The sequence below is a fragment of the Stenotrophomonas sp. YAU14D1_LEIMI4_1 genome, from assembly GCF_003086815.1.
GTDB lineage: Bacteria > Pseudomonadota > Gammaproteobacteria > Xanthomonadales > Xanthomonadaceae > Stenotrophomonas.
Window position 1 is genome coordinate 570455 of sequence record NZ_CP025997.1, and the last position, 26237, is coordinate 596691.

The window sequence follows — 26237 nt, forward strand, 5'->3', positions numbered from 1 at the left end:
ACAGTCGACTCTACCCCTCGATTCCCCGTCCCAACCTCCGGTCAGGGCGTCATGGCCGGAGGGCTGGCTTCGCCCTGCGCAGCCTTCACGTCCGGGTCGACCGTGGTGGCCGACAGCCCCACCTGCGGGCCGGCACCGGCCAGCGCGGCCTCTTCGGCGGCGTGGGTCATCACCACGATGCTGATGCGGCGGTTGATCGGGTTCTGCGGGTCCACCTTGTCGAACAGCACCGACGAGGACAGGCCCACCACGCGGGTGATCTTGCTGTCTTCCAGGCCACCGTCCACCAGCGCACGACGCGCGGCGTTGGCGCGGTCGGCGCTCAGTTCCCAGTTGCCATAACCGCGCGCGGCCGAATAGGCGGTGATATCGGTGTGGCCGGTCAGGCTGATCCGGTTCGGCACGTGGTTCAGGTACTCGGCCAGCTCGTGCAGGATCTGCTGCGTGTACGGCTTCAGCGACGCGCTGCCCAGGTCGAACATCGGCCGGTTCTGCTTGTCCACGATCTGGATGCGCAGGCCTTCCGGGGTCAGGTCCAGCAGCAGCTGGTCCTTGAACGGTTCCAGCGCCTGGCTGCGGCTGATCGCTTCCTGCAACTCCTTCATCAGCGCTTCCAGCTGCTGCTTGTCACGCTGCTGCTGGTCCACCGGCTGCTGCAGGGCCTGCTTCTGGTTCTGGAAGGGGTCGTTGCTGTTGCCGCGGGACAGATCGGTGGCGCCGCCCAGCTTGATCATCGAGGTACTGGCGCCGCCCGGGCCGGCCATGCCCGGTGCCGGCGTGGGGCTCTGCCCGGCCAGCGGGCTGGGGTTGCGGAAGTATTCGGAAATGGCCGCGCGTTCGGGCTTGCTGGTGCTGGCCATCAGCCACAGCACCAGGAAGAAGGCCATCATCGCGGTCACGAAGTCCGCATAGGCCACCTTCCACGAGCCGCCATGGTGGCCGCCGTGGCCGGCCTTCCTGACCTTGCGGACGATGACGGTGGGCTTGGTCTCGGCCATGGCTTACTTGACCGTCTTCAGGTGCTGCTCGAAATCGGAGAACGCCGGGCGCACGTTCGACGGCAGCGTCTTGCGGGCGAATTCCAGCGCGATCTTCGGGTTGTAGCCACGCAGGCAGGCCAGCAGCGCGGTCTTCACCGATTCGTAGATGCGGCTGTCCTGTTCGGCGCGGGCTTCCATGGCCGAAGCCATCGGGCCGACGAAGCCATAGCCCAGCAGGATGCCCAGGAAGGTGCCGACCAGCGCGCCTGCCACGTGGCCGCCCACTTCAACGATGTCGCCACCGATCGAGCCCATGGTGATGACGATGCCCAGCACGGCCGCCACGATGCCGAAGCCGGGCAGGCCATCGGCCACCTTGGTCAGCACCTGCGACGGCGCCATGGCTTCGGCGTGGTGCTTTTCCAGTTCCAGTTCCAGCAGCGGTTCCAGTTCGTGCGGCTCGATGTTGCTGCCGATCATCAGGCGCAGGCAGTCGGTGATGAAATCGACCAGATGGTGGTCGGCCTGCACCTTGGGGTAGTTGGCGAACAGGGCGCTTTCGGCGGGGCGTTCGACGTGGTCTTCCAGCGCCATGAAGCCTTCGCGGCGGGCCTTGTTCAGCAGTTCATAGAGCAGGCTGAGGACATCAATGTAGTCCTGCTGCTTGTAGCGCGGGCCCTTGAACACGCCCACCATGGCCTGCAGGGTCTGCTTGACCGTCTTGGCCGGCGTACCGACCAGGAAGGCGCCCAGGGCGGCGCCGCCGATGATGACCAGTTCGTAGGGCTGCCAGAGGGCACCCAGGCGGCCGTGGGCACCGAGGTAGCCGCCGAGCACGCTGATGATGACGACCAGGAATCCAACGATGATGAGCATGGCGTGACGCAAGGAGGGGGGATATCTCCTTGTCGGCGCGCCACCGGGATTTCTGAAGAGCGAATTGTGTGAAGTCGGTCGGCCGGGGTGTTCAGTCCGCCGTGCCGGTCTCGGCGCCGCCGCGCTGCAGCGGATTGGGCCATGGCTCGCCCTGGCCGGTGAAAGAAAGTGAGACCGAATTCAGGCAGTGGCGCTCGAAGGTGGGCGGCGGGCCGTCCGGGAAAACGTGGCCCAGATGGCTGCCACAGCGGGCGCAGGTGATCTCGGTACGCACCATGCCGTGGCTGGTGTCGCGGATTTCGCGCACATGGGCCGGGTCGTAGGGCGCGAAGAAGCTGGGCCAGCCGGTGCCCGAATCGAACTTGGTGCTGGAACGGAACAGCGGCAGCGCGCACAGACGGCAGCAGTAGACGCCGTCGCGCTTGTTGTCCAGGAACACGCCGCAGAACGGCGCCTCGGTACCGTGCTGCAGCAGCACGCGGCGCTCTTCGGCGCTCAGGCCGGCAACCAGCGCATCGGTCTGGGCGGCGGTGGGGGGCGTGAGGTCGAACGCGCTCATGCGGCTCTCCGGGGCGGTGGGATGCTGGCTGAAGTGGGGATGGCGGGGCGCCGTTGCAAGTGTGATGGCCATTCATGGGCGGCACACGGGGCCGGGCGCATGGTGGGGGCAACCCACGCTGGAGCGTGCCATGAAACGCCCCCTTGTCCTGCTGTTGTCGGCGCTGCTGCCTCTGGTGGCACAGGCACAGGTGCCCACCGGCAACCCGACCGGCACCCGCAGCAGCACCACGGTGGCGCCGCCGCCGGTGGCACCGCCGGTGCAGCCGGCACGCCCGCAGCCGCAACCGCTGCCTTCACCGCAGCCCCGCCAGCCGATCAAGGCCACCGGCCCGGCGCCGATCACCGCCCCCCCTGCGCCGGCACTGCCGGACAAGGTCTACGACCGTAACGGCCGCATCGTGCCGGGGGTGAAGCCGGTCGGCCCCAACCGCGTGTTCGACTCGCGCACCGGGCGCTACTACGACAGCGTGCCGCAGGGTGCCGGGCAGCAGATCAAGCCGTAACAGGGCGTGCCGGGGTAGCGGGCTGAACCCAGCAAAACGCGTGCGTGCCGATCACCGTTTTTTCGCCTGCGATTAACCGCTGCGGGACCACCGTGGCGCTGCGCCGGCATGGTGTCGGCGCATGTCCTTCGTCCTATGGATCGCGATCATGAAGAACCAGCAGAACCGTCCGTCCGGCAAGGAACCGCAGGGCCGTAACCCGCAGCAGCAGCAACAGCAGCAGATGGACCCGCAGCAGGCGCACAAGGGCGGCAAGCAGCAGGACCACCGCCAGCAGGGCGGCATGAAGCACCCGCAGCAGCGGTGAACGATCAGGGGTCAGAGCCCGCCATGCGGGATCTGACCCCACATTCTCGCCAGGGGGCGGATCCCGCGCAGCGGGCTCTGACCCCACACCCGGCACCGCTCAATCGGCAATCGGCAGCGCCCAGGTCTCTTTCACTTCTTCCATCACGATGTAGCTCTTGGACTCGCGCACATGCGGCAGGGTCAGCAGGGTGCTGCCCAGCAGCTTGCGGTAGCTGGCCATTTCGCTGATGCGCGCCTTCAGCAGGTAGTCGAAATCGCCCGATACCAGATGGCATTCCAGCACGTTGGGCAGCTTCAGCGCGGCGCGGCGGAATTCTTCGAAGATGTCGCCCGATTTGTAGGCCAGGCTGATTTCCACGAACACCAGCAGGCTGGCTTTCAGCGCGGTCGGGTCCAGGTGGGCGTGGTACCCGGTGATCACACCCTCGCGTTCCAGCCGGCGCACGCGCTCGGTGCAGGGCGTGGTGGACAGGCCCACCCGTTCACCCAGTTCGGTGAGGGAAATGCGGCCTTCGGCCTGCAGGATGCGCAGGATCTTGCGGTCGATCTTGTCCAGTTCGCGGGAGCGGGTGGCCATGGCCGTCAACCTCGGGGAATGAATCGCAGGGAAACTGCCTGACTGTAGTCCTAAAAACAGGCAAATGCTCTAGGAATGCGCGCCTATACTTCCCCAATTGTAGTCCCGGCGTGCTCAAACGCAGGGAATGATCGGGTTGGAGAGTCCCCATGCGAGTCCTCGTTCTTGGCAGCGGCGTGATCGGCACCACCAGTGCCTGGTACCTGCGGCAGGCCGGCTTTGAAGTCACGGTCATCGACCGCCAGCCGGGTCCCGCGCTGGAAACCAGTTTTGCCAACGCCGGCCAGCTCTCGTTCGGCTACACCTCGCCGTGGGCCGCCCCGGGCGTGCCGAAGAAGGCGATCGGTTGGCTGTTCGAAAAGCATGCGCCGCTGGCCATCAAGCCCGGCATGGACCTGGCCCAGTACCGCTGGCTGTGGCAGATGCTGCGCAACTGCACCCAGGAACGCTATGCGATCAACAAGGCGCGCATGGTGCGCATGTCCGAATACAGCCGCGACTGCCTGAACGAGCTGCGCGCGCAGATCGGCATCGAGTTCGAAGGCCGCGATCTGGGCACTACCCAGTTGTTCCGCACCCAGCAGCAGCTGGACGCCTCGGCGCAGGACATCGAGATCCTGGCCCAGTACGGCGTGCCCTACGAAGTGCTGGACCGCGCCGGCATCATCCAGGCCGAGCCTGCGCTGGCCCACGTGGATGGTCTGGTGGGGGCGTTGCGCCTGCCGCGCGACCAGACCGGTGACTGCCAGCTGTTCACCCGTCGCCTGGCCCAGCTGGCCGCCGACGCCGGCGTGGAATTCCGCTACGACCAGGACATCACCGGCCTGCAGGTCGAAGGCGACCGGGTGACCGGCGTGCGCATCGGCAACCGCGTGGAAACCGCCGACCGGGTGGTGGTGGCGCTGGGCAGCTACTCGCCGGCCATGGTGGCGCCGCTGGGCATGCGCCTGCCGGTGTACCCGCTGAAGGGCTATTCGCTGACCCTGCCGATCACCGACCCGGCCATGGCGCCGACCTCGACCATCCTGGACGAGAGCTACAAGGTGGCCGTCACCCGTTTCGACAACCGCATCCGCGTGGGCGGCATGGCCGAGGTGGCCGGGTTCGACCTGTCGCTGTCGCAGCGCCGCCGCGAAACCCTGGAACTGGTGGTGCGCGACCTGTACCCGAAGGGCGGCGACCTGGCCAAGGCGCAGTTCTGGACCGGCCTGCGCCCGGCCACCCCGGATGGCACGCCGGTGATCGGCGCCACCCCGCTGCGCAACCTGTATCTGAACACCGGCCACGGCACCCTGGGCTGGACCATGGCTTGTGGTTCGGGCCGCTACCTGGCCGACCTGATGAGCGCGCGCCAGCCGCAGATCAGCACCGAGGGCCTGGATATCTTCCGCTACGGCCAGTACGGCCACGCCCCCCAGCAGGAGAGCCGCGCATGCGTCCTGCCCGCGCGCTGATCGATCTGGGCGCGCTGCGCAGCAACTACCGCCTGGCCCGTGAACTGGGTGGCGGCAAGGCGCTGGCCGTGGTCAAGGCCGATGCCTACGGGCACGGCGCGGTGCGCTGCGCGCAGGCGCTGGAAGGCGAGGCCGACGGCTTCGCGGTGGCCACCATCGAAGAAGCACTGGAGCTGCGCCAGGCCGGCATCCGCGCGCCGATCCTGCTGCTGGAAGGCATCTTCGAAGCCAGCGAACTGCCGCTGGTGGCCGAACATGACCTGTGGTTCTCGGTGGGTTCGCCGTGGCAGGTGGAGGCGCTGGCCGCCTTCGACAGCCCGCGCCCGCTGACGGTCTGGCTGAAGCTGGACAGTGGCATGCACCGGCTGGGCCTGGACGTGGCCGGCTTCCGTGCCGCGCACGCGCGCCTGTCGGCGCTGCCGCAGGTCGAGCGCATCGTGATGATGACCCACCTGGCGCGCGCCGATGAGCTGGACAGCGAGCGCACGCATGAGCAGGCCGCAACGTTCAAGGCGGCCATCGACGGCCTGTCCGGCGAGACCAGCGTGTGCAATTCGCCGGCGCTGCTGGGCTGGCCGGATGTGCGCAGTGACTGGGTGCGCCCGGGCCTGATGCTGTACGGGGCCAACCCGTTGCCGGACGATAGCGCGCTGACCGCGCGCCTGCGCCCGGTGATGACCATGCAGTCGCAGGTGATTGCCGAGCGCTGGATCGAACCGGGCGAACCGGTGGGCTATGGCGCCCGCTTCGTGGCCAAGGTGCGCACCCGCGTGGGCGTGGTGGCGCTGGGGTACGCCGATGGATACCCGCAGTTCGCCCCGAATGGCACGCCGGTGCTGATCGATGGCCAGCCCGGTGGCCTGATCGGTCGTGTGTCGATGGATATGCTGACGGTGGACCTGACTGCCCACCCGCAGGCCGCAGTGGGCAGCGTGGTTGAACTGTGGGGCAGCGCACCGACTCTGGCCGAACTGGCCCCGCGCTGCGGCGTGAGTGCCTACCAGTTGCCGTGCGCGGTGAAGCGCGTGGCGCGGGTGTACCAGGGTTGAGGGACGCCCGTTGCGCCCTGCGTGTCGACCAAGGTCGACACCTACCGGTGCGTGCTGCACCGGTAGGTGCGCGCTGTGCGGGCTTACCGCGCGGCGGTGACCTGCGGGGCCAGCTGCTTCTTCACCCAGTCATCGATCAGGCGCTTTTCGTAGCGCAGCGGATCGGTATCGCTGCGCACGCCGATGTTGTGCAGATAGCCGCTGTCACTCAGCTTGGCCTCGCCCTCGTTGACGATGCGGCCGCTGGCATCCTTCAGCGTGTACTGCAGGCTGATGCGCGGCGGGTAGATGTCACGCATGACCCGGATGTCACTGCCGCGCGGGCCGTGCCACGGCTCATAGTCGCCCGCACGCTTGATGTCGGTCACGGTCACATCCAGGGTCTGCCCGGGCTGCAGCGGCTTGGCCGCCGTGGTCTGGATGTAGCGGGCGATCTGCTGCACCCAGTCACCCCGCTCGGCTTCAAAGCGGTTGGTGGTCTGGCGCAGCTCGGTGAACTGCGCCGGATCGGTCCACTTCACGCTGACCGGACCGTCGGCCTGCAGTGCACGGGGCGCATCGGGCGCGGTGACCGTGCGTGGCGCAGCGGTGGCGCTGCCGGCGGCCAGGGCACAGGCCAGCAGCAACGTGGCGATGGTGAAACGCGAACGGTTCATGGCAGGACTCCTGCGGCCGGGATGGCCGACGGTCGGGGTTTCAGGGCGAGTGTGAGCCTGCCCCGGAGGCGCAGCAATGGCCAAATGCGTCACAAATGGCCGTGGTTGCCGCGAATTCATGCTCGTCAAGCATGACCGACGGCGCTTGACGCTGTGAATACGTCCTTTGGAAGATGCTGTGCGTCCATACCGGCTTGCCTCGACCCCCTTTGTCCACACTGCCGCCCCTCGCCGAGCGCCCAGCCCCGCTGGTCCCCACGCCGGAAACCGATCTGCACCGAGGCGTGCTCGAGCGCATCAATGCCGGTTTCTGCGTGATTCACGTGATCTTCGAGGGCAGCCGTGCCGTTGATTACCGCTTCGTGGAGGTCAACGACGCGTTCGAGCGCCACACCGGCCTGAAGGACGCGCGCGGCAAGCGCATGACCGAGCTGGAGCCGAACCACGAGAGCGACTGGTTCCGCATCTATGGCGATGTGGCACGCAGTGGCCGGCCGGCGCAGTTCGAGATGGAAGCGCGCGCGCTGGGGCGCTCGTTCTCGGTCGACGCAGTGCGCGTGGGCCAGGCCGGCGAAGACATGGTGGGCATCCTGTTCTTCGATGTGACCGCCCGCAAACAGATGGAAGTGGAGCTGGGCGAAAGCGAGGCCCGTTTCAGCGCACTCGCCGACGGCCTGCCCATGCCGGTCTGGGTGTTGGACGACAAAGGCCACGCACGCTTCGTCAACAGTGCCTTCAGTGAATTCTTCGGTGGCGATGAAACCCGTGTGCCGGAAGATGTCTGGCGCGGACTGGTGCACCCGGACGACGCTTCGGTGTTCGAGTATGAGCTGCAGGAAGCGCTGAAGGCGCAGCGCTCGATGCATGCGCTGGTGCGCGCCCGGCGTGCCGATGGCCAGTGGCGCTGGCTGGAAATGAATGCCCGCCCGCGCTTTTCGCGCATGGGCCGCTTCATTGGCCTGGCCGGCAGCAGCCCGGACGTGACCGACCGCCGCGAGATCGAGCTGGCCCGCGAAGAACTGCTGCAGTCCGAACGCGCAGCACGCAGCGCGGCGGAAAACATGGCGCGGTTGAAGGACGAGTTCCTGGCCACGCTGTCGCATGAACTGCGCACGCCGCTGACCACCATCCTGGGCTGGAGCGAACTGCTGCTGCAGCGCGTGGACAACACCAGCCCGCTGTTCAAGGGCCTGAACGTGATCGCCAGCAGTGCCACGGCACAGAAGCGGCTGATCTCGGACATGCTGGACCTGAGCAGCATGCTGCTGGGCAAGGTGCAGCTGGAAGTGGAATCGCTGGACCTGCGCGGGCAGCTGGTCGAAGCGATGGGCGCGCAGGAGCTGGTGGCTGAGGGCAAGGCGCTGGACGTCACCCTGCAGATGCCCGAGGAACGCTGCCTGGTGCTGGGCGATGCCACGCGCCTGCAGCAGGTGTTCTGGAACCTGCTGTCCAACGCCATCAAGTTCACCCCGGCCGAGGGCCGCATCGACGTGCAGCTGCAGGCCGACGGCGCGTACTGGGTGGTGACCCTGCGCGATACCGGCGACGGCATTGCGCCTGAATTCCTCAACCATCTGTTCAGCCGGTTCCGCCAGGCCGATGGCACCACCACCCGCCGCCATGGCGGCCTGGGGCTGGGCCTGGCCATCGTGCAGCAGCTGGTGGAACTGCATGGCGGTACGGTCAGCGCGGCCAGCGAGGGCCATGGCCACGGTGCCACCTTCACCGTGCGCCTGCCGCAGCATTACCCCGACGCGGACAAGCGGCCGCTGCGCGAAGTGGTCAGCGGCCCCATCGTCGAACCGATGGTGGTGGAGCCGTACCCGCTGCGTGGCCTGCACGTGCTGGCGGTGGAAGACCAGCCGGAAGTGCTGGAATACCTGCGGCGCATGCTGGAAGAGCAGGGCGCATCGGTATCGGCGGCCACCTCGGCCGTGGAAGCGCTGGCCCTGCTGGCCGACAACGGCCATCTGCACTACAACGTGCTGCTGACCGACATCGGCATGCCGGGCATGGATGGCTATGGGCTGGTGCGCACGCTGCGCGATGACATGGGCGTGGATGCCACCACCCTGCCGGCCGTGGCGGTAACCGCGCTGGCGCGCGCCGATGATCGCCGTCGGGCGCTGGCATCGGGCTTCCAGGAGCATGTGGCCAAGCCGTATTCGGTGGCCCAGCTGGTGGCGGCGGTGCGCCACGTGCAGGCGGCGCGCAACGGCGACGCACTGCACTGAGCATTCACGGCCGATCGGCGACCCTGCATGCAGGAGGTCGCCGAATGTCCCGTATCGCTCCCCGTATCCATACCGACCCGGCGCAGATCGCGCGCCTGGAATCCCTGCTGCCACAGCTGGAAGGCGAAACGCAGGTGGAACTGACCCTGCAGGATGGTCGTCGCCTGCTGGGCACCGTGGCAGTCAGGCCAACGGTGCAGCAGTTCCGTAATGACGCCGGTGATGAAGGCACCAATGGCCTGCTGCGCCTGGACGACTACGATGCGCCCGTGCAGCAGCACTATGTGTGGCTGGACGAGATCGCCAGCGTGCGCAGGTTGCCGCCGAGGTCATGAGCACAGCCACCCCGTGGGTGGCTGATCTGCCTAATGTTCAAACACGGTAGGCGTGGCTTCGAACCGGCGCGCATACGCGCGTTCCTCGGCCACGCGGGCGACTTCGTCATCGGCCAGGTCCGGGGCCCCATACACCGCATAGGCCACGGCACCGTCGGCGCCATGGCCGATCTGGTGCAGGCGGTAGCGCGAATGCCCGCCACCGGTGTCCTCGGGGTAATGCACGGGCGGATGGCTGCCCTCCAGGTCCATTTCACTGTTGTCGACCACACCACCGACGAACAAGGCGCGCATGCAGGAGCTCCAATAGGTTGCGGGGGGAGCCCTTACCCTGAACCCTTCAATGTTGGCGGCGCATCAACGCCCCGTTGAACTTTCGCAAAGCGCGCCCGGGGCGGGGCGGGCCGAGCCGGTACAATGGACGGCCCTCACGCTTCCAGTACCCGCGCCGATGGCCGCCAGCGACGACGCCCCCCTGCAGACCCTGTTCCTGCCGTTTTCCAGCGGCGCCCTGCGCTGGCCGGAGGGTCCGGTTGCCTTCCTGCGCGCCCGCGATGGCTGGCCGCTGCGCGAAGCCGCCGGCACCCGCGAGGTCCACTTCGAACAGAGCTTTGCCCCGTTCGCCCAGCCCCTGCAGGCCAGCGGCTGGACCGTCAGCGGCCAGCTGGATGACGCCGCGGGCAAGGGCCGCTACCCGCTGGTGCTGGTGCTGCCGCCGCGCCAGCGCGAAGAAGCCCGCGCGCTGTTCGCCCGCGCCCTGGCCCTGGTGGCCGACGGCGGCCGCATCGTGGCCTGCCAGTCCAACAATGAAGGTGCGCGCTCCGGCGAGGGCGATCTGAAGCAGCTGACCGGCCTGGGCGGCTGCCTGACCAAGAACCATTGCCGGGTGTACTGGACCGCGCCGCTGCAGGGCCAGCACGATGCCGACCTGGCCAAGCGCTGGGCCGCACTGGATGCGGTGCGGCCGATCATGGGTGGGCGCTTCCTCAGCCGCCCGGGCGTGTTCGCCTGGGACCGCATCGACCCGGCTTCGGCGCTGCTGGCCGAGCACCTGCCGGCCGACCTGGCCGGCCGTGCCGCAGACCTGGGCGCCGGCTATGGCTACCTGTCGCGCGAACTGCTGGAGCGCTGCCCGAAGATCACCGCGCTGGACCTGTACGAAGCCGAGCAGCGTGCGCTGGCCCTGGCCGAGCTGAACCTGGCGCCGCCGCCGCGCGCGCTGCCGCTGCGTTTCCTGTGGCGCGACGTGACCGCCGGCATCGAGCCGGGTTACGACGTCATCATCAGCAACCCGCCGTTCCACACGCCCTCGCGCGCCGACCGCCCGGACATCGGCCAGCGCTTCATTGCCGTGGCCGCGCAGGCACTGCGCCCCGGTGGCCGCCTGTACGTGGTGGCCAACCGCCACCTGCCGTACGAGCACACCTTGAACGACAGCTTCGGCGCGGTGCGCGTGGTGGCCGAGCGCGATGGCTTCAAGCTGGTGGAAGCGGTGAAGGGGAAGGGCCGATGAAGCTGGTCAAGCACATCGCCAACCTGGGCTACGGCAGCCGCAAGCAGGTGCAGTGGATGTTCCGCGAAGGGCGCATCACCGATGCCGACGGCGAGGTGCTGTACGCCGATGACCAGGTGCCGCACGAGGCGGTGCGGGTCGATGGCGAGCCGCTGGACCCGCCGCCGGGCCTGACCCTTGCCCTGCACAAGCCGGCCGGCTACACCTGTTCGACCAAGGACACCGGCCGCCTGATCTACGATCTGCTGCCGCCGCGTTTCCGCGACCGCGACCCGGTGCTGTCCACCGTCGGCCGCCTGGACCGCGAAACCAGCGGCCTGCTGCTGCTGACCGACGATGGCGGCCTGCTGCACCGGATCATCTCGCCCAAGTCGAAGCTGCCCAAGGTCTACGACGTGGCGCTGAGCGAAGACCTGCGTGGCGATGAAGTGGCGCTGTTCGCCAGCGGCACGCTGATGCTGGAATCGGAGAAGACCCCGCTGCTGCCGGCCGAGCTGGAGGTGCTGGGCCCGCGCCAGGTGCGGCTGGTGCTGCACGAAGGCCGCTACCACCAGGTACGCCGCATGTTTGCCGCCTCCGGCAACCACGTGCAGGCACTGCACCGCAGCCGGGTGGGTGGCATGGACCTGCAGGGCCTGGACGAAGGCCAGTGGCGCATGCTCGATGCCGCCGACCTGGACACGCTGTTCGCCGTATGACCGTGATCGCTGCGCTGCCGTTCCTGCCCGACGCCGTCATCTTCGACATGGACGGCCTGATGATCGACAGCGAGCGCGTCTCACTGGCCTGCTGGAACGAGGCGGCGCAGGCCAGCGGGCTGCCGCTGGATGAAAGCTTCTTCCTGCGCATGGTGGGCCTGGGCGACCGCGACTGCCGCGCGCTGCTGCAGCAGCAAGGGCTGAGCGAGGGCACGATCGAAACGCTGGTGGACACCTGCCACGCGCTGTACGACGCACGCACCCAGCATGGCCTGCCGCTGCGGCCGGGCATCATGGAATTGCTGGAGCTGCTGAAGGCGCACGCCGTGCCGCGCGCGGTCGCTACCTCGACCCGGCAGCCGCGGGCCAACCGCAAGCTGGCCGCGGCCGGGCTGCTGCCGTATTTCGATGCAGTGGTAGCGGGCAACGACGTGGAGCGGCCGAAGCCGGCGCCGGATATCTATCTGCTGGCCGCCCGCAGGCTCGGGCAGGACCCGCAGCGCTGCCTGGCGCTGGAAGATTCACCGGCAGGCACGCGCGCCGCACTGGCGGCCGGCATGACCGTGATCCAGGTGCCGGACCTTGTTGATCCGGACGAAGCGCAGCGAGCGCTAGGGCACCGCATCGTGACCTCGCTGCTGGACGCACACGCCCTGCTGCTGCCACTGCTGCGGTAGGTACGCCACACCGCTCTGGTGGGTGCCGACCGTTGGTCGGCACGCCTCACCGCCCTCGCCGGGCATGGCCCGGCGCTACCGTTTTGGTTGGCACGCCACACCGCTCCGGTAGGTGCCAACCTTGGTTGGCACGATTTTCGAGCAGTCGAGCAAGCTCGACTCTACGAGGGCGACGTGGCACGCCCTCCCATCACACCCGGCCGAACACCAGCGCGGCGTTGGTGCCACCGAACCCGAAGCTGTTGGACATCACCGTGTCCAGCTTCTGCTCGCGGCTTTCGCGCAGGATCGGGAAGCCTTCCACCGCCGGGTCCAGCTCGGTGATGTTGGCCGAACCGGCCACGAAGCCATCGCGCATCATCAGCAGGCAGTAGATCGCCTCGTGCACGCTGGCCGCACCCAGCGAGTGGCCCGACAGCGCCTTGGTCGACGACAGCGGCGGCACGGCATCGCCGAACACTTCGCGGATCGCACCCAGCTCGGTCACATCGCCCAGCGGGGTGGAGGTGCCGTGGGTATTCAGGTAATCCAGCGGACGGTCAACATTCTGCAGCGCCATCTTCATGCAGCGCACCGCGCCTTCGCCGGACGGTGCCACCATGTCGGCACCGTCGGAGGTCACGCCGTAGCCGATCAGTTCGGCGTAGATGCGCGCACCACGGGCCACGGCGTGGTCGTAATCTTCCAGCACCAGCATGCCGCCGCCGCCGGCAATGACGAAGCCATCGCGGTCCTTGTCATACGGGCGCGACGCGGTGGCCGGGGTGTCGTTGAAGCTGGTGGACAGCGCACCCATCGCGTCGAACATCACGCTCATCGACCAGTGCAGGTCTTCGCCGCCACCGGCGAACATGATGTCCTGCGCGCCGTGGCGGATCATGTCCGCGGCCGCGCCGATGCAGTGCGCCGAGGTGGCGCAGGCGGCCGACAGCGAATAGCTGACGCCCTTGATCTGGAACGCGGTGGCCAGGCAGGCCGACACGGTCGAGCACATCGTGCGCGGCACCATGTACGGGCCAACCTTGCGCACGCCACGGGCGCGCAGCAGGTCCACCGCACCCACCTGCCATTCGCTGGAACCACCACCGGAACCGGCGATCAGGCCGGTACGCAGCGCGCTGACCTGTTCCTGGGAAAGGCCGGCATCGGCGATCGCATCGCGCATGGCCACGTAGGCGAAGGCCGCGGCATCGCTCATGAAGCGCTTCTGCTTGCGGTCGATCTGCGCATCCAGATCCATGTCCACGCGACCGCCAATCTGGCTGCGCAGGCCGGCTTCAGCGTGGTCGGGCAGCGCGGTGATGCCCGCGCGGCCGTCGCGCAGTGCCGACGACACGGTGTCCAGATCGTTGCCCAGGCAGGAGGTGATGCCCATGCCGGTAATGACGACGCGACGCATCAGAAGCTCCCGGTTTCGGTGAACAGGCCCACGCGCAGGTCGCGGGCGTTGTAGATTTCGCGGTCGTCCACGTACATGCGGGCGTCGGCCTGGGCCATCACCAGCTTGCGGTTGATCACGCGGGTGATGTCGATTTCATAGCGCACCAGCTTCGCTTCCGGCAGCACCTGGCCGGTGAACTTCACTTCGCCGCAACCCAGGGCGCGGCCCTTGCCGGGGGCACCCAGCCAGGTCAGGTAGAAGCCGGTCAGCTGCCACATGGCATCCAGGCCCAGGCAGCCGGGCATCACCGGGTCGCCGATGAAGTGGCAGCCGAAGAACCACAGGTCCGGGCGGATATCCAGTTCGGCACGCACCATGCCTTTGCCATGCGGTCCGCCGTCCTCGCGGATTTCGGTGATGCGGTCGAACATCAGCATCGGGTCGTTGGGCAGACGGCCGGCGGCGGCGCCGAACAGTTCACCGCGGGCGCTGGCCAGCAGCTGGTCGCGGTTGAACGCGTGGAGACGAGTCATGGAAAGCGCATTCCTGGAAGCGAAAACAAGGCAACAAGCCCCCGAGGATGCACGACGGTTGCAACGGGAATCAAACCGCCACACCGTACGCGTGCGTAGTGTTCTGCGCCGGAATCGCGCATCCCGTTGATGCACAACGACCATACTTTGGCGTCTGGACGGGTACGGTGCAGGTATGATGTCGGCCGACCATGAACGCACTGCGCAAGATCATCCACGTTGACATGGACGCCTTCTACGCGTCGGTGGAGCAGCGCGACGCGCCTTCACTGCGCGGCAAGCCGGTGGTGGTGGCCTGGCGCGGCGCGCGTTCAGTGGTGTGTGCCGCGTCCTATGAAGCGCGGGTGTTCGGCGTGCGCTCGGCCATGCCGGCGCTGCGTGCCGAGCGCCTGTGCCCCGATGCGATCTTCGTGCCGCCCGATTTCGCCCGTTACAAGGCCGTTTCGCGGCAGGTGCGCGAGATCTTCCTGCGCCATACCGACCTGGTCGAACCGCTGTCGCTGGACGAGGCTTACCTGGATGTGACCGAGCCGAAGAGCGGCATGGCACTGGCGACCGATATCGCCCGCACCATCCGCGCGCAGATCCGCGAAGAAACCCAGCTGACTGCTTCAGCCGGCATCGCACCGAACAAGTTCCTGGCCAAGATCGCCTCGGACTGGCGCAAGCCCGACGGCCAGTTCGTCATCCCGCCGCAGCGGGTGGATGCCTTCCTGCTGCCGTTGCCGGTGAACCGGGTTCCAGGCGTGGGCAAGGTGATGGAAGGCAAGCTGGCCGCGCGCGGCATCGTCACCTGTGGCGACCTGCGGCAATGGGCGTTGCCGGACCTGGAAGAAGCCTTCGGCAGTTTTGGCCGCAGCCTGTACAACCGCGCACGTGGCATCGACGAGCGGCCGGTGGAACCGGACCAGCAGGTGCAGTCGATTTCCTCCGAAGACACCTTCGCCGAAGACCTGCTGCTGGAAGACCTGGCCGAGGCCATCGTGCAGTTGGCAGAGAAGACCTGGAAGGCCACGCGCAAGACCGAACGCATTGGCCATACCGTGGTGCTGAAGCTGAAGACCGCCCAGTTCCGCATCCTGACCCGCAGCTTCACCCCCGAGCGCCCACCCGAATCGGAACAGGAGCTGCGTGACATCGCCCTGGCACTGCGCGCGCGCGTGGAACTGCCGGCCGATACCCGTTATCGCCTGGTGGGCGTGGGCCTGGGCGGTTTTCGCGAAAAGGAACCGGTGGTGCAGGGTGAGTTGTTCGGACACGACCCGACCCATCCCACAGAAATCTAGTCGTCAAACATGGGGTCAGAGCCCGTTGCGCAGCAACGGGATCCGACCCCGTGCCGTTCCGACAGATCGCAGCAGACTGTCGAAGGCGGGGTGGGTCCGGTTGCGGCGTCCCCCGCAACCGGACCCACCCCGCCGACCCTCAGCAAGCCCGCTCTTGACGTTGACATTGAGCAGGTGCAGGGCGCAGCCCTGCAAAAAAACTCCCCTTACCTTACGGCCACTGCATCTCGCCCTTGGCCACCTTCGCACTCAGTTCCAGCGATTCCACACCGGCCAGCGCCGGGTAGCGCGCCCGCATGGCCTGCACCAGCGCCGCACTGTCCTTGGCCTTGGCCGCTTCAACATCGAATGCACGGATGTAGTCGGCGGTGAAGCGCAACGCACTGGCATCCAGCGCCGCGCCCGGCGCGTAATGCCCCGGCACCACCACCGTCGGCTTCAGCGCCTGCAACTGCTGCAGGGTCTGCAGCCAGTCCGCGTGCGATTGCGGCGTCTGCGTGTCGGCCATCCACACGTGTTCGCCAGCGACCACCGGAATGCCGCCGACGATCGCGCGCAGCGAGGGCACCCAGAGCACGCTGCGGTCCGGCGTCGGCCCGTCCAGGCCGATCAGCGGCAGGCGCTGGCCTTCCAGGACCAGTGCATCACCGTCCAGCACCTGCGGCACGACGATGCGCGCGGGTACGTCGGCGCCCATTTTCGGCCCCCAGTAGGCCAGCTTGCCGGCCTGGGTCTGCTGGATGTGGGCCACCGTCTGCGCGGTGGCGACGATGCGTGCCTGCGGGAACGCATCCTGCAGCGTGGCCAGACCGAAGTAGTAATCCGGATCGCCATGGCTGATGTAGATCGTGGTCAGCTGCTTGCCACTGGCACGGATTTTTTCGACCAGCGCACGTGCATCGCTGGCAGCGAACTGCGCATCGACCAGCAGCGCATCATGGCGGCCTTCGATCAGCACCGAGGACACCGCGAACATCGCCTGCGGCCCGGGGTGGAAGGTCTGCAGATGCAGCTGTGACTTTGCAGCGGTGGTGGCAGCGGGCGCGGCCAGCAGCGGTGTACTGGCCGTGCCAAGTGCCAGCGCCATGGAGAACAGCAGAGCGTTGCGCATGCGCGATTCCTCGTAGCGTCGAGCTTGCTCGACGGGATAGCAGTCGAGGTAGCGTCGAGCTTGCTCGACGGGTTTTGGGGGTCAGTCGAGCAAGCTCGACTCTACGGTTTCGGTATCAATACGCGGCGGTGATGATCTGCTTCGGGTACTTGCCCGCTTCCAGTTCCGCCACGAAAGCGGCGCCGTAGTCGGCATAGCTGATGCGGCTGTGGCCTTCGGCATCGGCCAGAAAGGTTTTGGCCTGCACGCGGTACTGGCCGCGTTCGTCGCCGGGGCCGATTTCCGCCGCCGGCGAGAAGAACGTCCAGTCGATGTCCTCCACGGCCTGCAGCTGCTTCAGCGCTTCACGCGCGGCCAGTGCGTACGGCTTGTAAGCCTCGGGGAACCCGGGGGTGTCGACCAGCTGCACGCCCGGCGCCACTTCCAGGCTGCCGGCGCCGCCGACCACCACCACGCGCGGTACCTGGGCCTGGCGGGCAGCGGCCACCAGCTGGCCGGCGACGGTGGCGATCTGGCCGATGTCATCGCCCGGGCGCGGGCCATAGGCACTGGCCAGCACATCGTGGCCGGCAATGGCGGCAGCCAGCGCGTCGCGGTCATCCAGGGCGGCGATGACCGGGTGGGCGCCGGCCAGTTCGCTGGGCAGGTTCTGCGCGCTGCGCACGATCACGGTCAGTTGGTGGCCGTGGGCCAGGGCGTGGCGGGCAATCTGGCGGCCGATGTTGCCGGTGGCGCCGACGAGGGCAATCTTCATGGCAGGACTCCGTGGGGCAATTGGTTGGGGGAACGGTCCCACTGTAGGTCGCTGCAGTTGATCGAAAAACAGCGTATAACGCGCTTGTTTGTTGCATGGATCGAGCATATGGACCGATTGACCGCCATGACCGTGTTCGTGGAAGTGGCCGAGCGTGGCAGCCTGACCGCCGCCGCCGAGGTGCTGGACATGTCGCGGGCGATGGTCAGCCGTTACTTGGCCGAAGCGGAGGGCTGGCTGGGCGCGCGCCTGCTGCACCGGACCACCCGCCGCATCAGCCTTACCGCGGCCGGTGAGGCGGCACTGGCGCGCTTCCGGCAGATGCTGGCCATTGGCGAGGAACTGCAGGGCGAACTGGCCAGCGACGACCCCGAACCGCACGGTACGTTGCGGATCACCGCCAGCGTGTCGTTCGGGCAGAGCCATCTGGCCCGCGCCGTGGCGGCGTTCGTGCAGCGCCACCCGGCCGCACGCATCGAACTGCTGCTGGTGGACCGCATGGTGAACCTGGTGGAAGAGCGGGTGGATCTGGCGGTGCGTATCGCGCGGCAGATCGATCCGGGCCTGATTGCCCGGCGCTTGGCCACCTGCCGGTCGGTGCTGTGCGCCAGCCCGGCGTACCTGCAGGCACACGGCACGCCCACCGCGCCGGAGCACCTGGCCGCGCACAACTGCCTGACCCACCACTACGTGGGCCGCAGCCTCTGGCACCTGCACCGCGACGGCCGCGCGCTGTCGGTGGCGGTGGGCGGCAACATCAGTGCGAACGAGGCATCGCTGCTGGTGGAAGCGGTACGCGCCGATGCGGGCATCGCCATGCTGCCCAGCTACCAGGTGGCGCCGCTGCTGCGCAGTGGCGCGCTGGTGGCCGTGCTGCCGGACTACCAGCTGGACGAGCTGGGCGTTCATGCCGTCTACGCATCGCGTCGACAGCAGCCCGCTATCATGCGGCGATTCCTGGATTTCCTGGCCGGCTGCTTCGAGCACGATCCGGCCTTCCAGGACCTCGACTGGCAACCGACGGGCAAGGAGAGCGCATGCACCATGGAACGGTAGTGAGGGATCACCGTCGTACGAGCTGGGAACTGCACGCGCAGCAGGCGCCGCCGCAAGCCCAGCCGGTGGATGCCGGGACCATCACCGCCGCCCGCACTGGGCGCTGGCAGGTGCACCTGACCCCGCGGGCGCTGCCGCTGGACTGGCTGGGCGATGTGCGTGGTCGCCGCATCCTGTGCCTGGCCTCGGGTGGCGGCCAGCAGGCACCGGTGCTGGCCGCTGCTGGTGCCGACGTGACCGTATTCGATCTGTGCGAGCAGCAACTGGCGCTGGACCGTGCGGTGGCCGCACGCGATGGCCTGCGCCTGCAGGCGGTGCAGGGCGACATGCGTGACCTGCAGGCCTTCGGCCATGGCAGCTTCGATGTGGTGTTCCATCCGGTATCCAACCTGTTCGTGCCCGATGTGCGGCCGGTATGGGCCGAGTGCCACCGCGTGCTGGCGCGTGATGGCCTGCTGCTGGCCAGCTTCTACAACCCGGTGCTGTTCGTGGCCACCGACGATGCGCCGTTGGCCGAACAGGGCCTGATGCGGCCACGCTTCGCCATTCCCTATTCCGACCTGGAAGACCTGCCCGCCGACGAGCGGCAGGCCAAGCAGGCGCGTGGCGAGGCGATGACGTTCGGCCACAGCCTGGGCGATCTGATCGGTGGCCAGCTGGACGCAGGGTTCGTGATCGAGCGCTTCATGGAAGATTGGCAGCCGCGCCCGCGGGTGCTGATCGAACGCTACCTGCCCGCGTTCCTGGCTACCCGGGCGCGACGGATCGGCTGACCGGATCGGCAGACCCGCAGGAGTACACTGGGCGGCCCACGTCGTACAGGTACCGTCTCTTGTCCTATCCCTATCCGTTGGTGGTGTTCGACCTGGACGGCACGCTGGTGGACAGCGCTGCCGATATCGCCGAGGCGCTGAACCGCACGCTGGAAGACATCGGGCTGGCACGCGTGGCCGAAGCAACCGTGCTGGGCTGGATCGGTGATGGCGTGCGGCGGCTGGTGGAACAGGCGGTGCAGGCGGCCGGTCGCGAAATGGACCTGGCACAGGTGATGCCGGTGTTCATGGTGCACTACCGCGATTGCCTGCTGCGCAGCCCGCGTCTGTTCGACGGTGTGCCCGAAGCGCTGGAGCAGCTGCGTGCGCGGCAGGTGCCGCTGGCGATCTGCACCAACAAGCCGGCCGCACTGGTGCCGCCGCTGCTACAGCACCTGGGCATCGGCGATGCATTCGCACTGGTACTGGGCGGCGATTCACTGCCGCAGCGCAAGCCGAGCGGTGAACCGCTGCGGCAGATCGCCGCGCACTTCGGCCTGCCGGTCGCGCAGTGCCTGATGGTGGGCGATTCGCTCACCGACTACCGCGCCGCGCAGGACGCCGGCATGCCGATCGCCCTGGTGCGTTACGGCTACCCGCGCGGTCTGGACCTGCACACCGCGCAGGCCGTGGCGGTGATCGACGATCTGCGCGAACTGCCGGGCCTGGCCGCCGACCTGCCGACGGCGTGATGCATCGATAACGCCGGGCGGGGCCCGGCGTTACCGTGTGCGCGTCAACCGATCACTTCGGCTGGTAGCGCACGCTCAGCTGGTACTCGCGGCCCGGCTGGTTGAACCACGCAATGGTTTCGTACTGGCGATCGAACACATTGGCCACGCGTGCCAGCACCGACCATGCCGGGGTAAGCGCGTACTCGGCACGCAGGTCCAGCAGGCCATAGCCGCCCAGCTTCACCGCATTGTCGGCATCGTCGAAGCGCTTGCCAGCGCCCTGTACGGTCAGGCCGGCGCGGAAGTCGCCGAAGCGGCGGTCCACGTCCAGGCGCGCGGTCTGCTGCGCGCGGCGTGCCAGCCAGTTGTCGAACTGGCCGCTGCCGGCGGTGCGGTTGCGCGGGTCGGTGAAGCTGAGCTGCGCGTTGATGTCGAAGCCGGCCAGCACTGCGCCAGCGGTCAGTTCCGCGCCGCGGATACGCGCCTTTTCCACCTGCTGCATCATGAAGGTGGTCGCGTCGTAGGTAATCAGATCGTCGATGCGGGTTTCATACACATCCAGGCCCCAGTGCCAGCCCTGGGCGTGCTGGGAAACGCCGATGTTGGCGCTCTTGGATTTCTCCGGATCCAGCGTCGGCACGCCGCTCCACGGGTCGTACAGATCGCTGAAGGTCGGTGCCTTGAACGCGGTGCCGTAGCTGGCGTTCACGCGCAGGCCGTGGCCCAGCTCCAACGCCCAGCCCAGGCTGCCGGTGGCATGGTTGCCGAACTGCTGGTTGTCGTCATTGCGTGCGCTGGCCTGCAGCTGGTGGCGGCCGAAGCGCGCCTGGTACTGCACGAACACGCCAGTGTTGCGGCGGCTGTCGACCAGGTAGCCGGCGCTGCTGCCATCCAGGTTGTCCTGGCTCCAGTCCACGCCGGTGCTCAGCAGCTGGCCGTCGGCCACGCCGATGTCGGCCTGCAGCGACGCGCTGTCGCGGTGCGTCTGCGCGCTGCCACGCACACCGAAGTCGCCGAAGTTGTCCGACTCGTTGTCGCTGCGGCCGACGTTGGCGGTCAGCGCCAGGCGCTCGGAGGGCGTGTAACGCACCTTGCCGGCCAGTACCTGCTGGCGGGTTTCCGAATAGTTGTAGTAGCCGTCGTAGTGGTTTTCACCATCGGCGCGCAGTGCGCTGCCTTCCACCGTCCACTGTTCGTTGAAGCTGTAGCCACCGCGCAGGCTCTTGGACAGATTGCGGTAGCCATCGCGATCGGGCTCATCGGCGAAGCAGCCGGTGAACAGGGTGGCCGAACCCCGGCAGGCATCGATGCCATCGCTGTGCTGGTAGGCGATGTCGGCGCCGAACCAGCCATTCCTGCCGCTGCCGCCGATGCCGCCGCTGGCCTGGCGCAGGCCATTGCTGCCACCGCCCAGCTGGAAGTGCGGCGCGAAGCTGCCGGCATTGCGGCGGGTGAAGATCTGGATGACGCCGCCGATGGCATCGGCACCGTACAGGCTGGACTGCGGGCCTCGCACGATCTCGATGCGCTCGATCTGCGCCAGCGGCAGGTCCTGGAACATGGCCAGGTTCAGGTCGGCGCTGTTGATGCGCACGCCATCGACCAGCACCACCGTGTGCGAGGAATTGGTACCGCGCAGGAACAGCGAGGTCTGCTTGCCCAGGCCGCCGGCATTGGTCAGGTTGATGCCAGCACGGCCGGCCAGCAGTTCCTGCAGCGAGGTGGCCTGGCTGGCCTCGATCTGTTCGCGGTCGATCACCTGCGCCGGCGCGATGCTGTCCTGCAGGGCGATCGGGGTGCGGGTGGCGGTGACCAGGATGGGGTCGAGCGCATCGGCGGCTTCATCGGCCAGTGCCAGCGTGGGCAGGGCGGCCAGCACGGCCAGGAACAGCAATCGGGACTGCGGCTTCATCGGGGGAACTCCGGGGGCCGCGCACGCCCGCGCGGCGAAGGGGAGGAGCCACGAGGGCAGGCACGCGCCGATGCCGCAGCCGCTGCCGCAGTCATCCAGCGCCATGCCCACCGCATCGCGACCTGAGGCTTCCGGGCCGGTCTCCGGGCTTGCCGCCTGATGACACCAAGGCCATCGTCCAGGCGCCTTCCCGTGCGCGCGGCACAGTGGCGTATTGCCTGGAACTGACGTGCTTACCGTTGCGGGGGCAGCGCCGGCCTGGCGTGTTGCCACGCGTCACCGGCTTCCCGTTTCAACCTGCCGGCCAAGGCCGCAGGTCACCTGGAAGTGCGCGCAGTCTACGCCATCAGGCCCCGAAGTAGAGTCGAGCTTGCTCGACTGCCCGTAGAATACTGCCTCGCTCCCGTGGTGCCGTTGCCGATGTCCCGCTGTTTCCCGCTGTTTCCGCGCTGCCCGCACAGGACCTGCGCATGATCCTCGATCTGGTCCGCCACGCCGCCAATGGTCGCGATGAATTCCTGGACGGCCGCACCGACCCACCGCAGCTGGCTCGTCTGCCGCAGGAACTGGTCGATGCCTACGCCGCGCAGGAATGGCAGCGGGTGATCAGTTCACCGCGCCTGCGTTCGCTGCACACCGCCATGGCGCTGGCCACGCCGCGCGGGCTGGACGTGGACGCCGACGAGGAATGGGAGGAACTGGATTTCGGTGACTGGGACGGGCAGAGCCTGTTCGATCTGCCGGAAGATGCGCTGGCCGCGTTCCATGCCGATCCGCATGCGTTCCCGCCGCCGCACGGCGAAAGCTGGGGGCATTTCGAGCGCCGCATCGCGCGCGCACTGGACCGTCTGCTGGACGAGGAGGACGCCGCGCCGACCGTGGTGGTCAGCCATGGCGGACCGCTGCGCATGGTGCTGTCGCTGGTCTGTGGCCTGCCGCTGTCGCTGTGCTGGGCGCTGCGCATCGACCACGGCACGCGCCTGCGGGTGTGGGTGGAGCGCGGTGAAGTGGGGTTGGTGGGCGAACTGCTGGAGCTGCAGCAGCCCTGAGTGCGTCGGCAAGATCCTGCCGTTGTAGAGTCGAGCTTGCTCGACTGCTGTTGCAGAGGCCAGTCGAGCAAGCTCGACTCTACGGCTTCATCGAAGCGCTACGCGGCGAGCGCGGCGCCGTCAATCTTCGTCGGCGCTGTCCGTGTCGTTGTCGTTGTCGTTGTCGCCGTCATCGAAGCGCTGCTCGCGCACCGGGCCCGAGGCCGGGCCGGCGGCCTTCAACGGGTGTGCGGCAATGCGCGCTTCGTAGTCCTGTACCAGCGCTTCGCGCTGCGGCTCGCTCAGCTCCTGCCAGTGGCAGTCCAGCAGTGCGCCTTCCAGCGAATAAAGCAGGTTCAGGCTGGGCTTGAAGCCGGCCCGCTTGACCTTCACGAAGGCCCCGACCGCGCCCAGCGCGGCCAGGTCTTCGCGGCTGCGCAGACCGACCTGACGCAGCCAGGCCGCACTCTTCGGGCCGATGTTGCGCAGCTTGGCCGCGCTCATCCCAACGCCTCCACGAACACGCGCGCGATGGCTTCCAGGCCGGCCTGGTCGTCACCATCGAAGCGGGCGACCTTGGGGCTGTCGATGTCGAACACGCCGATCAGTTCATCGCCGCGCAGCAGCGGCACCACCAGTTCCGAACGCGAGGCCGAATCGCAGGCGATGTGGCCGGGGAAGGCATCCACGTCCTCCACGCGCTGGGTCACGCGCTGGCTGGCGGCGGCACCGCACACACCCTTGTCCAGCGGAATGCGCACGCAGGCGGGCAGGCCCTGGAACGGGCCGACGACCAGCTCCTTGCCGTCGTACAGGTAGAAGCCCACCCAGTTCAGGTCGGGCAGGGCGTGGTAGACCAGTGCAGAGAGGTTGGCCGCATTGGCGATGCGGTCGGTCTCGCCGTAGACCAGGCCACGGGCCTGTTCCAGCAGCTGGGCGTATTGTTCCGGCTTGCTGCCGGTAAGCGAGGCGTTGGCGAACATGGCCGCAGTCTAGCAAGCGCGCCGGACCAGCGATAATGAACGCTCTGTTGCCCTGCTGAAGCCCTTGCCATGCCGTTGCCCACCGTGTTGCCGCCGGCGCTGTTCGTCACCGGCACCGATACCGAGATCGGCAAGACCGCGGCCAGTACCGCGCTGCTGCATGCGCTGCGCCGGCGCGGCCTGCGTGCTGTGGGCATGAAGCCGGTGGCCAGTGGCAGCCACGATCTGGGCGAAGGGCTGCGCAACGACGATGCGCTGGCGCTGCAGGCGGCCAGTGACCCGGTGCCGGCCTATGCCGATCTGAACCCGTATGCGCTGCGGCAGCCGCTGGCGCCGGAGCTGGCCGCCGCCGAAGACGGCGTGCAGGTACAGCTGGCGCCGATCGTGGCGGCCTTCGAGCGCCTGCGCGCCACCGCCGATTCCGTGGTGGTGGAAGGCGTGGGCGGCTGGATGGCGCCGCTGTCGGCAGAGCTGGACCAGCTGGACCTGGTGCGCGCGCTGCGGCTGCCGGTGGTGCTGGTGGTCGGCCTGCGGCTGGGCTGCGTGAACCACGCGCGGCTGACTGCGCAATCGCTGCAGGCGGCCGGCGTGGAGTGCCTGGGCTGGATCGGCAACCACATCGACCCGGCCATGCAGCGCCAGGACGAAAACATGGCCACGCTGGTGCAGCGCCTGCCGATGCCCTGCTGGGGCCGGCTGCCCCATCTGCCCGGTGCCGATGGCGCACAGCTGGGCACCCATCTGCGCGACGCATGACGGTAGCGCCGGGCCATGCCCGGCGATCGCGCATCAACGCGCTGCCAACGCCCGCGCGATCGCGCCCAACCGTTCCACTGCGCCGACGAACCGTGCGTCCAGGCTCTGGCAGCACGACAGCCGCAGGCAATGGCGGTAACGGGCGCCGCGCGAGTAGACGTGCCCAGGCATGAACACGATGTCCTGCTGCAACGCGCGTTCGAACAGCTCGCCGGTGTCCACGCCGGGCACTTCCAGCCACAGCAGGAAGCCGCCCGACGGCTCGGTGGCGCGCGTGCCGGCCGGGAAGTGCTCGGCCACCAGTTGCCGCAGGCGGCCCACCTGTTCGCGGTACAGCCGGCGCATGCGATGCAGGTGGTGCTCGTAGCCACCGCCTTCCAGATAGGCGGCCACGGCATCGGCCAGGAACTGCGGCTCGCCGCCGGTGCTCTGGAATTTCAGCAGCGCGATGCGTTCGGCGAAGCGCCCGCCATCGAGCCAGCCGATGCGGTAGTCCGGCGCCAGCGTCTTGGAAAAGCCACCCACCACCATCACCCAGCCGTCGCGATCAAAGGCCTTCAGCAGCGGCGCCGGTGGCTCGCTGAACTGCAGTTCGGCGTACACCGCATCTTCGATCAGGGGCAGTTGGCGGGCGTTGACCAGCTCGGCCAGGCGCTGCTTTTCGGCCACCGGCATGCTGCAGCCCAGCGGGTTGTGCACGGTGGGCATCACCACCACGGCCGCCAGCGCGGTGTGGTCCAGCAGGGCATCCAGTGCGTTCACATCCAGCCCGTGTTGCGGGTGGGTGGGAATTTCGATGGCACGCAGGCCCAGGTTGGCCAGCAGCGGGTACAGGTTGAAGTAGGACGGCGCTTCAATGCCTACCGCATCGCCGGGCTCGGCCACCGCGCGCAGCGCCAGCTGCAGTGCTTCCATCGCACCGTGGGTCAGCAGCAGCCGGTCGGCATGGGTGTGCAGGCCCATGCGCGGGCCGCGGCGCACGATCTGCGCCAGCAACCGCGGTGAGCCGTTGGTGCGTGCGTAGGTTTCCAGCGTGTGCTGGCCGTGGCGCAGCACCTGTGCCGTATGCCGGGCCAGCTGCGCGCCGGGGTAGAACTGGCGGCCGCGCGGGCCGGCGAAGGCCAGATCGACCACGCCGGGGCGCTGCTGCGCGGCCAGTACCCGTGCCATCAGGGCATGTTGCTGGGGCGCGGTGGGAGCCGACGGCGCATCGCGCAGCGAGCGCTGCGGCGCGGACAGCCGCGGCGCCACCTCGAAGCCGGCCTTGGGGCGCGGGATCACCAGACCGGCATCTTCCAGTTGCCGGTAGGCGGCGATCACGGTGTTCAGGCTCAGCTGGCGCTGCGAGGCCATCTGCCGCAGCGAGGGCAGGCGGCTGCCGACCGGTAACCGCCCGCCATGGATGGCTTCGGCCAGCTCGTCGGACAGGCGCTGGTAGCGGGGCGCGGCCACGCCGGCCTGCTCATCTGTATCCATCGTTCTGGCCATGGTCTGGCTCTGTACCCGTAATGCCCGCGAGCCTAGCATGT

At 68.1% G+C, this 26237-nt stretch carries 29 protein-coding genes and 1 riboswitch; of the genes, 15 read left to right on the plus strand and 14 right to left on the minus strand.

The annotated features are described in order from the left end of the window. Positions 1 to 41: 41 nt before the first annotated feature. The 3 genes from motB to msrB form a co-directional block, all read right to left on the minus strand. A complete protein-coding gene (gene motB, locus C1932_RS02560) occupies positions 42 to 998 on the minus strand; it encodes a flagellar motor protein MotB (RefSeq protein WP_108761129.1) in 957 nt (318 codons plus the stop codon). A 3-nt stretch (positions 999 to 1001) separates the two neighbouring features. Then, positions 1002 to 1856 carry a flagellar motor stator protein MotA gene (motA, locus tag C1932_RS02565; protein WP_108752051.1) on the minus strand — a complete coding sequence of 285 codons (855 nt, stop codon included), beginning with the start codon at positions 1854 to 1856 and terminating at the stop codon, positions 1002 to 1004. A 91-nt stretch (positions 1857 to 1947) separates the two neighbouring features. Continuing rightward, a complete protein-coding gene (gene msrB / locus C1932_RS02570) occupies positions 1948 to 2415 on the minus strand; it encodes a peptide-methionine (R)-S-oxide reductase MsrB (protein ID WP_108748374.1) in 468 nt (155 codons plus the stop codon). 130 nt (positions 2416 to 2545) lie between these two features. Here msrB and C1932_RS02575 point away from each other — a divergent pair, with 130 nt between their 5' ends. Next, positions 2546 to 2920, plus strand: a complete 375-nt coding sequence (locus tag C1932_RS02575; RefSeq protein ID WP_108761130.1) for a classical arabinogalactan protein 4 — start codon at positions 2546 to 2548, stop codon at positions 2918 to 2920. A 121-nt stretch (positions 2921 to 3041) separates the two neighbouring features. Continuing rightward, positions 3042 to 3227, plus strand: coding sequence for a lana protein (locus C1932_RS02580; protein WP_108761131.1), 186 nt, complete (start codon positions 3042 to 3044; stop codon positions 3225 to 3227). 99 nt (positions 3228 to 3326) lie between these two features. On the opposite strand, the gene C1932_RS02585 is transcribed toward C1932_RS02580, so the two are convergent. Next, complete coding sequence (locus C1932_RS02585; protein ID WP_108761132.1) at positions 3327 to 3806, minus strand: winged helix-turn-helix transcriptional regulator; 480 nt, start codon at positions 3804 to 3806, stop codon at positions 3327 to 3329. Positions 3807 to 3955: 149 nt separating this feature from the next. Here C1932_RS02585 and C1932_RS02590 point away from each other — a divergent pair, with 149 nt between their 5' ends. Together C1932_RS02590 and alr are read left to right on the plus strand one after the other, a co-directional pair. Next, positions 3956 to 5260 carry a D-amino acid dehydrogenase gene (locus C1932_RS02590; RefSeq protein ID WP_108752054.1) on the plus strand — a complete coding sequence of 435 codons (1305 nt, stop codon included), beginning with the start codon at positions 3956 to 3958 and terminating at the stop codon, positions 5258 to 5260. After that, positions 5239 to 6309 (plus strand): alanine racemase, encoded by a 1071-nt coding sequence (gene alr, locus C1932_RS02595; RefSeq protein ID WP_108761133.1) that lies wholly within the window; start codon positions 5239 to 5241, stop codon positions 6307 to 6309. Before C1932_RS02590 ends, alr begins: the two co-directional genes overlap by 22 nt. 83 nt (positions 6310 to 6392) lie before the next feature. On the opposite strand, the gene C1932_RS02600 is transcribed toward alr, so the two are convergent. Further along, positions 6393 to 6965: a DUF3016 domain-containing protein gene (locus C1932_RS02600; RefSeq protein ID WP_108761134.1), complete on the minus strand. Its 573-nt coding sequence runs from the start codon at positions 6963 to 6965 to the stop codon at positions 6393 to 6395. A gap of 173 nt (positions 6966 to 7138) precedes the next feature. On the opposite strand from C1932_RS02600, the gene C1932_RS02605 reads away from it, so the two are divergent. Continuing rightward, entirely contained in the window at positions 7139 to 9199 is a 2061-nt protein-coding gene (locus tag C1932_RS02605; RefSeq protein ID WP_234412281.1) for a PAS domain-containing sensor histidine kinase, read from the plus strand. Positions 9200 to 9243: 44 nt separating this feature from the next. Beyond that, on the plus strand, positions 9244 to 9534 hold the full coding sequence (locus C1932_RS02610; RefSeq protein WP_108761135.1) for a DUF3247 family protein: 291 nt from the start codon (positions 9244 to 9246) through the stop codon (positions 9532 to 9534). Between the two features lie 30 nt (positions 9535 to 9564). Here the strand turns inward: C1932_RS02610 and C1932_RS02615 are convergent, their stop codons facing one another. Continuing rightward, entirely contained in the window at positions 9565 to 9828 is a 264-nt protein-coding gene (locus tag C1932_RS02615) for a hypothetical protein (RefSeq protein WP_108748382.1), read from the minus strand. Positions 9829 to 9985: 157 nt separating this feature from the next. On the opposite strand from C1932_RS02615, the gene C1932_RS02620 reads away from it, so the two are divergent. From C1932_RS02620 to C1932_RS02630, 3 genes are read left to right on the plus strand one after another with little or no spacing between them, the layout of a single operon-like run. Further along, on the plus strand, positions 9986 to 11047 hold the full coding sequence (locus tag C1932_RS02620; protein WP_108752058.1) for a class I SAM-dependent methyltransferase: 1062 nt from the start codon (positions 9986 to 9988) through the stop codon (positions 11045 to 11047). Then, positions 11044 to 11745 (plus strand): pseudouridine synthase, encoded by a 702-nt coding sequence (locus C1932_RS02625; RefSeq protein WP_108761136.1) that lies wholly within the window; start codon positions 11044 to 11046, stop codon positions 11743 to 11745. Before C1932_RS02620 ends, C1932_RS02625 begins: the two co-directional genes overlap by 4 nt. Beyond that, positions 11742 to 12422, plus strand: a complete 681-nt coding sequence (locus tag C1932_RS02630) for an HAD family phosphatase (protein WP_108761137.1) — start codon at positions 11742 to 11744, stop codon at positions 12420 to 12422. The genes C1932_RS02625 and C1932_RS02630 overlap by 4 nt, the downstream gene beginning before the upstream one ends. 190 nt (positions 12423 to 12612) lie before the next feature. On the opposite strand, the gene fabB is transcribed toward C1932_RS02630, so the two are convergent. Then, positions 12613 to 13821 (minus strand): beta-ketoacyl-ACP synthase I, encoded by a 1209-nt coding sequence (gene fabB / locus C1932_RS02635; RefSeq protein ID WP_108752061.1) that lies wholly within the window; start codon positions 13819 to 13821, stop codon positions 12613 to 12615. Further along, entirely contained in the window at positions 13821 to 14336 is a 516-nt protein-coding gene (gene fabA, locus C1932_RS02640; protein ID WP_079220498.1) for a 3-hydroxyacyl-[acyl-carrier-protein] dehydratase FabA, read from the minus strand. Before fabA ends, fabB begins: the two co-directional genes overlap by 1 nt. A gap of 191 nt (positions 14337 to 14527) precedes the next feature. Between fabA and dinB the strand changes: the two genes are divergently transcribed. Beyond that, positions 14528 to 15622, plus strand: coding sequence for a DNA polymerase IV (gene dinB, locus C1932_RS02645; RefSeq protein ID WP_108761138.1), 1095 nt, complete (start codon positions 14528 to 14530; stop codon positions 15620 to 15622). 211 nt (positions 15623 to 15833) lie between these two features. On the opposite strand, the gene C1932_RS02650 is transcribed toward dinB, so the two are convergent. Next, positions 15834 to 16733, minus strand: coding sequence for an MBL fold metallo-hydrolase (locus tag C1932_RS02650; RefSeq protein WP_108761139.1), 900 nt, complete (start codon positions 16731 to 16733; stop codon positions 15834 to 15836). A gap of 115 nt (positions 16734 to 16848) precedes the next feature. Beyond that, positions 16849 to 17487 carry an NAD(P)H-binding protein gene (locus C1932_RS02655; RefSeq protein ID WP_108755314.1) on the minus strand — a complete coding sequence of 213 codons (639 nt, stop codon included), beginning with the start codon at positions 17485 to 17487 and terminating at the stop codon, positions 16849 to 16851. Positions 17488 to 17595: 108 nt separating this feature from the next. Here C1932_RS02655 and C1932_RS02660 point away from each other — a divergent pair, with 108 nt between their 5' ends. The 3 genes from C1932_RS02660 to gph are packed head-to-tail and all read left to right on the plus strand — an operon-like array spanning position 17596 to position 20047. Further along, the gene (locus C1932_RS02660) at positions 17596 to 18543 is read left to right on the plus strand and encodes a LysR family transcriptional regulator (RefSeq protein ID WP_108761140.1); all 948 of its coding nucleotides are present in this window, start codon (positions 17596 to 17598) and stop codon (positions 18541 to 18543) included. Next, positions 18543 to 19316 carry a methyltransferase domain-containing protein gene (locus tag C1932_RS02665; protein ID WP_234412283.1) on the plus strand — a complete coding sequence of 258 codons (774 nt, stop codon included), beginning with the start codon at positions 18543 to 18545 and terminating at the stop codon, positions 19314 to 19316. Before C1932_RS02660 ends, C1932_RS02665 begins: the two co-directional genes overlap by 1 nt. Before the next feature lie 59 nt (positions 19317 to 19375). Next, complete coding sequence (gene gph / locus C1932_RS02670; RefSeq protein WP_108761142.1) at positions 19376 to 20047, plus strand: phosphoglycolate phosphatase; 672 nt, start codon at positions 19376 to 19378, stop codon at positions 20045 to 20047. 52 nt (positions 20048 to 20099) lie between these two features. On the opposite strand, the gene btuB is transcribed toward gph, so the two are convergent. Then, positions 20100 to 21941 carry a TonB-dependent vitamin B12 receptor gene (gene btuB, locus C1932_RS02675; protein WP_108761143.1) on the minus strand — a complete coding sequence of 614 codons (1842 nt, stop codon included), beginning with the start codon at positions 21939 to 21941 and terminating at the stop codon, positions 20100 to 20102. A gap of 116 nt (positions 21942 to 22057) precedes the next feature. Next, positions 22058 to 22281, minus strand: a riboswitch (cobalamin riboswitch). A 130-nt stretch (positions 22282 to 22411) separates the two neighbouring features. Between btuB and C1932_RS02680 the strand changes: the two genes are divergently transcribed. Further along, the gene (locus C1932_RS02680; RefSeq protein ID WP_108752070.1) at positions 22412 to 22990 is read left to right on the plus strand and encodes a histidine phosphatase family protein; all 579 of its coding nucleotides are present in this window, start codon (positions 22412 to 22414) and stop codon (positions 22988 to 22990) included. A 120-nt stretch (positions 22991 to 23110) separates the two neighbouring features. Here C1932_RS02680 and C1932_RS02685 read toward each other — a convergent pair whose 3' ends face one another. Together C1932_RS02685 and C1932_RS02690 are read right to left on the minus strand one after the other, a co-directional pair. Then, positions 23111 to 23473, minus strand: a complete 363-nt coding sequence (locus tag C1932_RS02685) for a TfoX/Sxy family protein (protein ID WP_108761144.1) — start codon at positions 23471 to 23473, stop codon at positions 23111 to 23113. Beyond that, a complete protein-coding gene (locus C1932_RS02690) occupies positions 23470 to 23952 on the minus strand; it encodes a GAF domain-containing protein (RefSeq protein WP_108752072.1) in 483 nt (160 codons plus the stop codon). The genes C1932_RS02685 and C1932_RS02690 overlap by 4 nt, the downstream gene beginning before the upstream one ends. Before the next feature lie 69 nt (positions 23953 to 24021). On the opposite strand from C1932_RS02690, the gene bioD reads away from it, so the two are divergent. Then, positions 24022 to 24708, plus strand: coding sequence for a dethiobiotin synthase (gene bioD / locus C1932_RS02695; protein WP_108761145.1), 687 nt, complete (start codon positions 24022 to 24024; stop codon positions 24706 to 24708). Positions 24709 to 24741: 33 nt separating this feature from the next. On the opposite strand, the gene C1932_RS02700 is transcribed toward bioD, so the two are convergent. After that, positions 24742 to 26184: a PLP-dependent aminotransferase family protein gene (locus tag C1932_RS02700; protein ID WP_108761146.1), complete on the minus strand. Its 1443-nt coding sequence runs from the start codon at positions 26182 to 26184 to the stop codon at positions 24742 to 24744. Between the last annotated feature and the right edge of the window lie 53 nt (positions 26185 to 26237).